We start from the raw sequence: 12,872 nt of genomic DNA, 5'->3' as shown, positions 1-12,872 counted from the left end.
GAGGTGCAGTGCAGTGGCAGCTCAGAGTGAATTGCATTTGGGTAATCTAGCAGAAACCGCACCGCAAAGCAGATGGAAGCATGTGATGCACGGTCTTAGACGAGACAAATTTCTGTATTTGTTGATTACTCCAGGCTTGTTGTTTTTTCTGATATTCAAATATGTGCCTATGTGGGGAGTCGTCATCGCCTTCCAAGATTACTCGCCATACATGGGGGTAACAGGAAGTGAGTGGGTGGGCTTTGACCATTTTATTCGCTTTTTTTCAAACCAAGACTTTTATCTTTTATTTCGAAATACGATGGCTATCAGTTTATTGAATCTGATGTTTTTTTTCCCGCTGCCGATCTTACTTTCACTTTTATTGAACGAACTGCGCAATGAGGTCTACAAAAAATGGATCCAATCGATCGTATATATGCCGCACTTTCTATCGTGGGTAATTATTGCAGGGATTACTTTTTTGTTGTTGTCGCAGTCGTCAGGGATTATCAATAAAATGCTAGTCAGTTTAGGGGCTGCCAAATACGACTTTTTAACGAATGAAAACAATTTTTGGGTGCTGCTTACCATTCAGAACGTCTGGAAAGAGGCCGGTTGGGGAACGATCATTTTCCTTGCCGCTATCGCAGGCGTCGATCCTGGGCTCTATGAAGCAGCTAAAATGGATGGAGCGGGCCGGGTTCGGCAAGCCTGGCACGTAACGCTGCCCGCAATCCGAAGTGTCATTGTCGTTTTGTTCATATTAAAGCTCGGACATATTATGGACGTTGGTTTTGAGCAAGTCTTTCTGATGATGAACGGTGCCGTGTCCAATGTTGCAGATGTTTTTGAAACATATGTTTATCGTCTGGGAATTCAGCAGGGACAATTCAGTTTCAGTACCGCTGTCGGTTTGTTCAAATCTGTGGTCGGATTCATTCTGGTTATTGCAGCCAATAAGCTGGCTAAACGATTTGGCGAAGAAGGCGTGTATTAATCTCCGCAAATACCGGAAACGGGGTGAGAATAATGAAACGAAGCACAGGCGACCGCCTGTTTGATGCAGTGAATATGATTGTGCTGAGCATCGTTGCAATCATTACGCTTTTTCCGCTTTATTATGTATTTGTCGTTTCTTTTACGGATCCGGCGGAGTACATCGAGAAGCAGGGATATATCTTATTTCCGCACAAATGGACATTGGATTCTTACAAATATTTGCTATCTACGTCAGCATTTCAAAACGCGTCAATCATCAGTGGTTTTCTAGCTACTGTCGGTACAGCACTCAGCTTGGTGGTAACAGCTGCGCTTGCTTACGGTTTATCCCGTAAGCGGTTGCAAGGCAGAAGACTGATCATGCTATTAATTCTTATTACGCTTTTGTTTAGTCCGGGATTGATCCCGCCTTACTTGCTGGTTCGTGATTTGGGGTTAATTAACAGCGTCTGGTCATTGATTTTACCTGTTCTGACAAGCGGGTGGTATGTCATCCTAATGAAAAGCTTCTTCGACAGTATTCCGGTTGAATTGGAGGAATCCGCTATCATCGACGGATCAACCGATATCGGCGTTTTCTTCCGGATCGTTCTTCCTCTATCCCTTCCCGCACTTGCCGCATTTGGTTTGTTTTACGCAGTTGCTTACTGGAACACTTTCTTTAGTGCGGTATTATACATCAATGATCATGCCAAGTGGCCGCTCCAGCTCGTACTCCGCAATATGTTAATCGACTCATCGACGCAAGCAGGGGGATCGGCAGCTGCAGAGATGATGGCCGAACAAAGTATCCCTACCGAAACTTTAAAAATGGCAGCCGTCGTTATCGCGACGTTTCCCATCCTGTGTGTTTATCCGTTCCTGCAAAAGCATTTTGCCAAAGGCGTCATGCTGGGTTCGGTGAAAGGATAATCTTTTTAAAATGAATGAGGAGGGTAAGTATGAAAGAAAATGAGAGGTCAATTACGAGGAAAGCGGTGCCTGTGTCTCTAACATTCATTATGGTATCATCGGTCCTGTCGGCTTGCTCAGGCGGAGCAGCACCAGCTTCAACAACAGGAATAGGAACTGCTGCTGACAGCGGTCCACCAACAGAAATTAGCATTTTTACGGAGTTTAGTACACCAGAACCGCCGGCAGCAGATAATCCGGTTACCAAGGAATTCGAGAAACGCACGAATACCAAGTTGAATATTACTTGGGCATCTCCAAATGCATGGGAAGAGAAGCAAAACGTCATGCTGGCTTCAGGCGATATGCCTGATTTGATGAAAATCAAAGACATGAAGCAAACGCAGGCGATCACCATGATCAAACAAGGCGCTTTTTGGGATCTGACGCCCTATTTGAAGGATTATAAAAATTTATCGGCTTATCCGAAAGAAATTATGGACAGTGTCAAAGTAAATGGCAAACAATTTATCCTTCCGTCGGTACGTCCGCTTCATGGAAGCAGTTTCTTTAATATTCGTCAAGATTGGCTCGAGAACGTGGGGCTGAAGATGCCGCATTCCATGGATGAGTTCTACACCGTATTAAAAGCATTCGTTGATAAAGACCCGGACAAGAACGGCAAAGCTGACACATATGGTTATAACGGAAAGAACTGGGAAAAAGTGATTGATATTTTTAATAAAAGCAATGGGAAATGGAAAGAAGAAGGCGGCAAGCTGGTTGACACTGATCTGGAACAGGGAACTAGAGACGGACTTATTTATCTTAACAAGATGTACAAGGATAAAATATTGCCAGAAGATTTCATTGCTATGAAAACAACCGACTATGAAAATATGGCAAAAGCGGGCAAAGTCGGTGTCCAAGTGGACACCACAGAAGGTGTTTTCCGGGCTACGGAAGGAGCGCAAAAGCTTGATCCGAAAGCTGATTTTGTAGCTATGACTTATCTGGAAAGCCCAGCCGGTAAAATGGTTCATACGGGTTCCGGATTTGCCGGACTATATGTGATTCCGAAAAAAGTCCCTGAAGCTAAAATGAAGAAAATCTTGGCTTTGATGGATTATGGCGCATCCGAGGAAGGTTTCGAATTGGCTTGTTACGGACTTAAGGATGTCCACTTTAAGGTGGTAGACGGCTTCAAAACGGCTACAGAGCAAGCTGTAAAAGACAGTGTATCGCAAAGCTCATTCGGTAAAATCTTCGAAAGATTCGATCCGTACTTATGGGCATACCGCGTAGGCATGCCGAAAACAACCTTCGAACGTAACAAGAAAATTGTCGATGATCGCTCAAATTACGGCGTATCCGATGTATCGATCGGTCTCATGTCCGATATTGATTTGAAAATGGGACCGGACTATAAGAAGAAGATGGACGATATGAAAGTTAAAGTGATCATGGGTAAAGAACCGGTCGAGTCATGGGATGCGATGGTAAAGTCGTTCAAAGCAGATGCCAATTACATGAAAATGACCGACGAGTTCAACCAAGCCTATCAAGATAGAAAAAAAGGTAAATAAATAGAGGAAGGAGTCGAGAATTCATGCAGCGAAAAATGCGATTGGCCGTTGTCGGATTGGGACGCGTATCGAAATCCCATCTTCCGGCAATCCGGGAGCTAGCAGATCAAATTGAATTGGTTGCCCTTATATCTCGAGATGAAGGTAAACTGCGGCAGGAAGCCGAAAAGTGGGAAGGGGTGAAGACCTATACTTCGTATGATGATGCGGTCAAAGATCCGAATATCGACGCTTTCCTGCTGCTCCTGCCGCATGATATTCACGCGGAATATTCGATGAAGGCGCTTCGCGCCGGCAAGCATGTGCTGGTTGAGAAGCCTATGGCGATGAATGTACAGGAAGCAGAGGAGATGGCGGAGGCGGCCGAAGCCAATAATGTCACCTTAATGATAGGGCAAAGCCGCCGGTTCTATAAACCGGTGATGGAATCGATCCGTCAGGTGAGAGAGAAAGCTATTGGCGATTTGATCAACATTAACGCCCTGCTTTTGGCGCATATGGATAAGCCGGCAGCAGATTGGTGGAAGGACGAATCAAAGATTGGCGGTTTTATTATTCCGCTTTGGGGAAGCCACATTCTTGACTATATTCAATGGGCATATGGCAGAGCCCCCCAGTCGGTCTATGCGCAAGGCCATTCCAACAACCCGAATTGGACGGGAGAAGATGAAGTTGCCATTTCCATGAATTTTGGCGAAGGCCGAATGGCGAATGTGTGGATGTCCTTTAACGCTGGCTGCCGTCCAACGGATGAAGCAGGTCTTACAGGAAAGCGTATATGGTCTACGCAGAACAGTATTTATGATCGATATTTAATTGGAACGAATGGTATGCTGCATTTGAAAGACGAATATGAGCTTAGCTTGAACGGAGAGAAGCTGGAAACCTGTGAAACCACATTTTCTAATTTCAAATGGCAGCTTGAGGAGTTTGCCCAAGCCATACAAGAGGGACGTCAACCTCTGGCTTCAGGAAGGGAAATCATCCAGGTGATGAGAGTCATTGATGGATGCTTTGAGTCGATGAGGACAGGTCAAGTTGTACAGCTATAATCCTTGAAGGAAAACGAAGGAGGACTTATGCAAAAGTTAAAAGTTTTGGTGCTTTCACCGCAATCTCGTTTGGATGAAGTATGTTCGGAGGCGTGCCGTTCGCGTATAAATGACTATTTCGAACCCCTGTGGAATGAAACAGGACGCGATTACACACAGGAAGAGCTATTGGCACTGATTTCCGATGCGGAAGTGATCATTTCCAGTTGGGGTTCCCCCAGCTTGACAGACGAAATGCTTGAGAAAGCCGTCAAGCTTCGTGCCGTTGGCCATGCGGCCGGAACTGTGAAGAACCTTGTTCCGAAGCAAATTTTTTCACAAGGAGTCAAAGTCTTCTCTGCAGCCCCGAGGATCGCGTTAAGTGTAGGGGAATATTGTTTAGCGACGCTCCTAACCTCTCTCCGGTATTTGCCTGCTTTTGATTCCGCAATACGGGATGGGAAATGGAAGATTGCAGGATTGAAGGGAAAAGAGCTTACTGGCAACACGGTTGGCATCATTTCGGCAAGCTCTACGGCTCGGGCTTTTATCAAGCTGCTTGCGCCGTTTCAAGTCAAAGTTCTTATTTATGATCCTTATTTGACGGAAGAAGCGGCAGCACGGCTAAACGCGAAGAAGGCTAACCTAGAGGAAGTAATGAGCTGCCCCATAATTTCGGTTCACGCACCCAAGCTTCCCGCTACGGAAAGAATGTTGACCCGTGAATTGCTTGCGCTAATTCCGGACGGTGCTGTCTTCATTAACTCTTCTAGAGGTCCTGTGGTGGATGAGCTGGCTTTCATGGAGGAGCTTCAAAGCGGACGATTTATTGCCGCACTAGATGTGTTTGAGAAGGAGCCTCTTGCTGTCGATCATCCGATTCGGTCGCTCCCGAATGTACTTCTTTCACCTCATATCGCCGGAGCCACTGTACAGGGTCATCTTGCATTGATGGAGGAAGTAGTCGAAGACATCATCAGAAGCCTGAGGGAAGAGAAGACGACGTATGAAGTAAATGAGAGAATGTGGGAAGTTATGGCCTAACAGGATGTAGAAGCAGAATTCTTTTTTGGAAGGAGAAATTAGCAAATGGTTAGAAAAATGTCCGTTCCTCCGATGGAGTTGGTAGATTATGATGGTCCCGGAACACAGCTGTGTGCGGTTATGGACGCCATCGGCGAGATTAGCGTTAGACGTGCCTTGATTCCGGAGCCCAAGGAAGGGGAAGTACGGGTTAAGGTCAAGTGGGTCGGTATATGCGGTAGTGATGTGGAGGTATTCCGTGGCGCGCGCGAGCCTGAATTTATTTCGTACCCTACCAGGCTGGGACATGAAGTTGCAGGTGTAATTGATAAAGTCGGCCCTAATGTGATTGGTGTCAAGGTTGGCGATCATGTTGCTTTGCGGTATGTTTGGGGAGCGTTTGCCGAATATGTATGCTGCACCCCTTTTTCTCTAAAGGTGTTGCCCAAAGACCTGCCGTTAATCGAGGGTTCGCTGATTGAAGTGCTTCCGGGTATTATCCATGCAGCAGAACTCGGGGATATTTCCCCGAATAAGAACGTATTGATTACGGGGCAAGGCGTCAGCGGTCTCGTGATGACGCAAGTTATCAATATGTTTAGTCCTAGAAATTTGGTCGTCACAGATCTGTTTGACGAAAAACTGGAACTTGCACGTAAATATGGTGCCACCCATACGTATAAAATTCCTCATGAACATGCGGATACAATGGATATCGTGGGAGCAGATTTCCCAGACGGCTTTGATGTCGTCATCCCTTGTCTCCTAGAAGGAGCAGGTATGGTAGATGCTATTAACGCAGCAGCGCAAAATGGACGTATTGTGATGTACGGGTGCATCGGCACTTGTCACAAGCCGGTTGATTTCTTCAAGGTACACAAAAAACGGTTGGATATCCTTTCAACGGAACCTAAGCGTGACATCGACAACCGTCGTTACTTCGATGAAGGACTGCGGTTGGTCCTTGACGGATTAGTTAACACCGAGGAAATGATTACTCACGTCGTCCCACTCGCGGAAGTCGCTAGAGCATTCCAATTGAGGAATGAACATAAAGGAGATACCATTCACGTCATGATTGACTGCGAGGTCAAATAGCACCATTTAAACCGCCATTTGAGCGAAGCGAAGAATCCTAACACAACGGTTAGGATTTTTTGCTTGCTGATTTCAGCTGCGACTTTCTTCAATCTTTTTTATGCTTGTACTCGCAATACTTTGATATACTTATAGTAAATTTATACAATTAATATGAAGGAGGAAAATACCAATGCGTAAATGGCTTGTACCGGATACGAATGTCAGACATAAGGTTTTTATTCATATGCTGATCCCTTACCTTCTATTTATTTGTATGCTGCTTGGTATTGGCTACATCGTCTATAAAGAGACGATTAATGTTATGGAGAAGAATGCCACCGAGAATCATAGGGTTGTACTGGATCAAAGCAGAGATATTCTTGAACGAAGATTGGATGAGATTTCATCGATTGGACGTCAAGTAGCCGCCAATACGAAAGTCATTCAATTTATGACAGTAACCGATCCTTTTAAAGGAGCCAATACGTACTCGGTCGTCGATACAAATAAGAGCTTATATGATTTCAAACTTTCAAATAACTTCGTTTTTAATTACTATATCCTTTTTAAGAAAAGTGACCTTGTTCTAACACCGGGTTCTAGCTATACAACGGACGAGTTTTTTAGTCGAATAGCTATTTATGATGGGAGCAATTCGGAGTCAATGCGGAAGAATTGGTTGCTGTCCTACCATTCCCGTTCATTTCTCCCCTCTGAACACGTGAGTATTGGAAATAACGCCTACCAGATGATGACGTATTTGCAATCGCTAGGACTCCCTGGTAATCCGCAGGCAGTTATCGCGGTAATGATTGATCAAGCTGAGATTCGTAAGCTATTTAAGGGGCTAAACTTATCGGAAGGCGGATGGGCGTATATTCTGGATGATCAGGGGCGCATCATGAGCACTTTATCTGGGGAAGATACCGGACTTCCAATCCATTTGGCTGATTTGAAGGAAGAGCATGGTATTGTCGAGCAAAAGCTGAATAATCAATCGATGATTATTACATATACGAAATCAAATAGTAATGGATGGACGTACATTGTTGGCCAACCGAAAGAAACTTTGCTAGGTAAAGTTCATTATATTCAAAAGATTATTTTCTCTCTAACCCTTCTTTTTTTGGTGATTGGTGTTTCCATGGCCTATTTTCTTGCTTATCGGAATAGTAAGCCGCTTCGCAACCTTGCTCAGTCGCTAAGAGATCTGGTTGGAGGCGGAGTGAAACAGCATGATGTATACGGTTTTATAAGTGAAGCTGTGTCGGGACTGGCTCTTTCCAACCATAAGCTACAATCCGAATTGGAGCAGCAGGTGCCTTTATTACGGGCATCATATTTCAGAAGGCTTATGCAAGGACAATTTCTATCTACGCGGGATGCGGATATTCTGATGAAGCATCTGAGCTTGGGGATGGAGGACGAAGATAGAAAATATGTTGTCGCTCTCATTCGAATTCAGGGTTATGACAACGGTTACAATGATCGGCTACTCAAAGATTTGGATCGCGTTCGCTTCGCATCAGCTGAGCTTATAAGGGAGCTTGTTGGCTCCGATGGATTTGCATATGATGTGGCTCAGGATCAAATTGCAGTTTTACTGAGTGTATATTCGCATGACGCCAATAAACATCGTGAGAACGTATCGAAATTAATGGAAAATGTATGTCATACGATTAACCAGCGGTTTCAGATTGTATCCGATTGTGGCATTGGAGGTTTTTGTGATCGAGTAACGACCATCTCACGTTCCTATGAGCAGGCCAGAGAAGTCTTGTTTGCCTTAGTTCGATCTCAGAAGGATGGATTGCAATGGTTCGATGAGCTCCCAGCAGCGCTCAATGATTACCATTACCCGCAGGACATTGAAGGCCGATTAATGAATGTAGCCATGGCAGGAGAGCAAGAAGAGGTCACTCGTATCTTACAGGCGTTATATATTGAAAACTTTGAAAAACGGCACCTTTCACAAACTGTTATTCGATTATTCATTAGCGAGCTATGGGGTAATCACGTCAAGCTTCTTCGACAGTTAGGGATGCAGGCTGAGGATGTTTACACGCAAATTCAGCGCATAGATGGAGCAGAGCATTCCTATGAGAGCTTGCAACAGCATTTTGCAGCGATTTGCCTTTCCTATTCGAAAATTTGTCAGCATGTAATGGAGCAGCGATCAAACCGTAACATCGAATTGCTCGATCATATTCGAATGATGCTTCAGAAAGACTTTTCAAACAAAGCATTATGTTTGGACGATGCAGCGGATCGGCTTCGTGTATCCAAAGTGTACTTGTCACAGTTTTTCAAAGATCAAACAGGTATCAATTTTTCCGATTATTTGGAGCAATTGCGCATGGAGCGAGCGAAGCATTTACTAAAAAATTCGGATTTCGCTATTCAGGAAATTGCGGACCAAGTGGGTTACGCTTCATCCAATACATTCTGCCGGGCATTCAAGCGGCTGCATGGGGTTAGTGCAACGGTGTATCAAAGGTCTGTAGAAGTAAATGTATAGCGGAAAATTAACAATTGCACATGAATAAAGCGTTTGCACATGCTCAAATCCTAAGAATTGCACAGGAGTTACACGTTTTCATATATACATTCAACTATGGGTGCCCTTACATTAAGGTTATACAACGACGAAGGGAGGTTACCCAAATGAAAACGGTGGCAAGCGTAAATACATTGACAAAGGCTAAGACTGAGATTAAACGAATGCCCTTCTTAAAGAAGCTGCATCGCAGTTGGCAGCTTTACGTTCTACTAGCTCTTCCTGTTTTTTACATTTTAGTGTTCAAGTATTATCCCATGTATGGAGCGCAAATAGCATTCAAAAATTTTATTGCTTCTAAAGGGATCACGGGCAGTGATTGGGTGGGTTTCAAGCACTTTATCCGATTTTTCAATTCGTATGAATTTGGTACCCTTTTAAAAAACACATTGGTCCTTAATTTCTACAGCTTGCTCGCAGGTATTCCTTTCCCAATCATTTTGGCATTGGCAATCAATAACATTCAAAACAAGTGGTTTAAGAAATCGGTGCAGATGATCACTTATGCTCCACATTTTATCTCTGTTGTCGTTATGGCTGGGATTGTTCTCGTACTTCTGGATCCAGAAAAGGGGATTGTCAATCTACTGCTTGGGGTGTTTGGTGTTGAGCCTATTCATTTCATGGCAAAACCAAGCTATTTCAGTTCCGTCTTTGTCTGGTCGGGTATTTGGCAAAATGTAGGTTTCTCTTGCATCATATACTTGGCAGCGCTTTCAGGGATTGACCCGTCTCAGCATGAAGCTGCGGTTATTGATGGTGCCAGTAAGTTTAAGCGGATTTTACATATCGATATTCCTGGCATTATGCCTGTAGTGATCATTTTACTTATTTTGAACACAGGTCATATTATGGATTCTGGCTTTGAAAAAGTATTGCTTTTACAAAATCAATTGAACCTTAGGTCATCAGAGGTCATTGATACTTATGTATATAAAGTAGGACTAGCTTCTCAAGCAATGAATTACTCTTACTCAACAGCAATTAACTTATTCAAATCGGTTGTTGGTCTTGCCATGCTTATTATTGTCAACCAAATTGCGAAACGTGCAAAGCAAGAAAGCTTATGGTAAAGCTGTAGCGGGGGAGGTGCATTTATGAAAGAATCACATATTCTCGAATCACGAGGTGACAAATGGTTTAATTGGACCAATGTGTTACTGATATCACTATTTCTAGTAGTTATCTTGTACCCATTGATCTTTGTTGTTAGCGCTTCCATCAGCTCGCCAGACGCTGTAATCTCGGGTAAAGTTTGGCTATGGCCCGTACATCCAACTTTGGAAGGATATGCAGCTGTTTTTAAGCACAAGTTGATTTGGAGTTCATTTCGAAATTCTGTCATTTATACGGTTGCTGGTACGTGTTTCAGTGTAGTTCTAACGATCGCTGCCGCTTATCCGCTTTCTAGACGGGATCTATTCGGTAAAAATTGGATTATGCTGCTTTTTGTTTTCACGACGATGTTCTCTGGAGGGCTAATTCCTTCTTATCTATTGGTAAAAGATCTTGGCATGCTGAACACAGCTTGGGCCATGATTATTCCAAGTGCTATGAGTGTTTTTAACATTATTATCACACGAACTTACTTCAAAACGACGCTACCGGATGAAATGCTTGAAGCAGCACAGATCGATGGCTGTAACGATTTTCGATATGTTTTTTCTATCGTGCTGCAGCTGTCGGGTCCCATAATCGCCGTTGTTGCGCTTTACTCCGCGGTAGGCTATTGGAATCAATATTTTAATGGTCTATTGTACCTCGATAATCAGAAGTTATATCCACTGCAATTAGTCTTAAGGGAGATACTCGTACAGAACGAAGTAGATGCTTCCATGCTTGACATGAAAGAAATAGCAGCTCAAGAAGGATTGCGTTCACTTTTGAAATATTCGCTAATTGTCGTTTCATCACTACCCTTACTGCTCGTTTATCCATTTGTCCAAAAGTACTTCATTAAAGGTGTTATGATTGGCTCTTTAAAAGGATAAAAAAGGGAGGTTATTTCAGAAATGAAAAAAATATGGGGTATGGGACTAAGTATGCTTGTAGCAAGTGGGGTTGTTCTTGGGGGTTGCGGAGATAAACAGGCAGACGCACCTGCGGAAACGGCGAAGGAAGCGGTGACAGCAAGTAATGTCACAGCAGCAGGTGAACTGCCGATAACTAAAGAGAAAACGACTTTGAAAGTATTAGTCAAAGGTTTCCCTGGTGTAAGCGATTATGCAAACAATGAATTCACGAAATATTTGGAAGAGAAAACAAACATACATATTGAATGGACCGTTGCTCCTGAAAAGTCAGCTGTAGAAAAATTGAATCTTGTTCTTGGAAGTGGCGATCTTCCCGACGTCATTATGGGTTTCGGGATTTCACCAACACAACAGCTGATCTATGGCACGCAAGGCGATTTCTTAGATCTAGCGCCATATATCAATAAATACGGCGTTGAAACGAAGAAAATGTTCGATATCGTTCAAGGTGTGAAGGACGAGATAACAGCACCCGGAGGCAAAATTTATGCTTTGCCTCAAGTGAACGAGTGCTATCACTGCTCAATGTCCCAAAAGATGTGGATTTACCAGCCATGGCTCGATAAATTAGGTCTTCAGATGCCCAAAACAACAGATGATTTGTATAACGTATTGAAAGCTTTTAAGACGAAGGATCCGAATGGAAACGGAAAAGCAGATGAGATTCCATTGGCGGGAGCAGCTGTTGGTCCAGCCGTTAATATTGATTCATTTATCATGAACTCATTTGTTCTTGACTCCGGAATTACAACGCGGTTATATGTTGACAATGGTAAGATCACGACATCAGTCAATACACAAGGCTGGAAAGAGGGTCTGGCCTATCTTCATAAACTATACGCCGAAGGCCTGATTGCTCCGCAATCGTTTACACAAGATCGGGATCAAGCGAAAGCGATGGGGGAGAACCCGGATATCAACATTCTAGGTTCCGAAGTTTCGCAACACAATGGCATATTCACGACATTCAGCGGTCCAAGCGGCAGATGGCTGCAAGTTCAATCAGTTCCTTCGTTAAAAGGGCCGGCAGGTGTACAAACAACACCATGGAAGTCAAGTGTGCTTCAAGGATATTATGTCGTAACACGTACAGCCAAAAACCCAGATGCAGCATTCCGGCTAGGTGATCTGCTTTATAATACCGAGATGACTTTGCGTCAGACGATTGGACGTCCTGGAACTGAATGGGACTATGCGGCAAATGGAGAAATAGGAATCAATGGAAAACAAGCCATTTGGAAAAGCTTGCCGAATGCGGTTCCGACGAATGCAGTGAATAATATCAATTGGAGTGGACAATCCGCACCGTCTCTTCGTTCCAATGATTTCCGGCTTGGGCAGATGGCAGATCCGAAGAATCCTTTGGAAGTTAAGCTATTTACTGAGACGAAAAATAACTATGAGCCATACAAACAAAAACCAGAGTCTGTGCTTCCAGCGTTGTTCTTCTCGAATGAACAAGCTACAGAGCTTGCTGATCTGGAGAAGACATTGACGGACTATATCAATCAGATGATCGCTCGTTTCACAACGGGAGACGCGAATTTGGATAAAGAATGGGACAGTTATGTGAAGAAGCTGAATGATATGAATCTGAAAAAATATTTGGACATTTATCAAGCGGCTTATGATGCAAAAATGAAGAAATAAGTAAGCATGAAAAGAACGGCACGTTCATATATAATGTTGG

At 43.7% G+C, this 12,872-nt stretch carries 10 protein-coding genes; all 10 read left to right on the top strand.

Features of this window, described 5'->3' with window-relative positions:
- Positions 1–85: 85 nt before the first annotated feature.
- The 10 genes from J2Z65_RS00455 (at position 86) to J2Z65_RS00410 (ending at position 12,832) form a co-directional block, all read left to right on the top strand.
- A complete protein-coding gene (locus J2Z65_RS00455; RefSeq protein WP_338111661.1) occupies positions 86–979 on the top strand; it encodes an ABC transporter permease in 894 nt (297 codons plus the stop codon).
- Positions 980–1,011: 32 nt separating this feature from the next.
- Complete coding sequence (locus tag J2Z65_RS00450) at positions 1,012–1,893, top strand: carbohydrate ABC transporter permease (protein ID WP_167056645.1); 882 nt, start codon at positions 1,012–1,014, stop codon at positions 1,891–1,893.
- A 29-nt stretch (positions 1,894–1,922) separates the two neighbouring features.
- Positions 1,923–3,458 (top strand): type 2 periplasmic-binding domain-containing protein, encoded by a 1,536-nt coding sequence (locus J2Z65_RS00445; RefSeq protein WP_209855632.1) that lies wholly within the window; start codon positions 1,923–1,925, stop codon positions 3,456–3,458.
- A 23-nt stretch (positions 3,459–3,481) separates the two neighbouring features.
- Positions 3,482–4,510, top strand: a complete 1,029-nt coding sequence (locus J2Z65_RS00440; RefSeq protein ID WP_209855629.1) for a Gfo/Idh/MocA family protein — start codon at positions 3,482–3,484, stop codon at positions 4,508–4,510.
- 27 nt (positions 4,511–4,537) lie between these two features.
- Positions 4,538–5,533: a hydroxyacid dehydrogenase gene (locus J2Z65_RS00435; RefSeq protein ID WP_167056657.1), complete on the top strand. Its 996-nt coding sequence runs from the start codon at positions 4,538–4,540 to the stop codon at positions 5,531–5,533.
- A 45-nt stretch (positions 5,534–5,578) separates the two neighbouring features.
- Positions 5,579–6,610, top strand: coding sequence for a zinc-dependent alcohol dehydrogenase (locus J2Z65_RS00430; protein ID WP_167056660.1), 1,032 nt, complete (start codon positions 5,579–5,581; stop codon positions 6,608–6,610).
- Between the two features lie 172 nt (positions 6,611–6,782).
- The gene (locus J2Z65_RS00425) at positions 6,783–9,110 is read left to right on the top strand and encodes a helix-turn-helix domain-containing protein (RefSeq protein WP_209855626.1); all 2,328 of its coding nucleotides are present in this window, start codon (positions 6,783–6,785) and stop codon (positions 9,108–9,110) included.
- Between the two features lie 146 nt (positions 9,111–9,256).
- Positions 9,257–10,222: an ABC transporter permease gene (locus J2Z65_RS00420; RefSeq protein ID WP_167056666.1), complete on the top strand. Its 966-nt coding sequence runs from the start codon at positions 9,257–9,259 to the stop codon at positions 10,220–10,222.
- Positions 10,223–10,246: 24 nt separating this feature from the next.
- Entirely contained in the window at positions 10,247–11,140 is an 894-nt protein-coding gene (locus J2Z65_RS00415) for a carbohydrate ABC transporter permease (RefSeq protein WP_167056669.1), read from the top strand.
- A gap of 21 nt (positions 11,141–11,161) precedes the next feature.
- Positions 11,162–12,832: an ABC transporter substrate-binding protein gene (locus J2Z65_RS00410; protein ID WP_209855623.1), complete on the top strand. Its 1,671-nt coding sequence runs from the start codon at positions 11,162–11,164 to the stop codon at positions 12,830–12,832.
- The last annotated feature ends 40 nt before the right edge of the window (positions 12,833–12,872 follow it).

This window comes from Paenibacillus aceris, assembly GCF_017874035.1.
Taxonomy (GTDB): domain Bacteria; phylum Bacillota; class Bacilli; order Paenibacillales; family NBRC-103111; genus Paenibacillus_E; species Paenibacillus_E aceris.
This window is presented reverse-complemented; position numbering and strand designations above follow the sequence as displayed.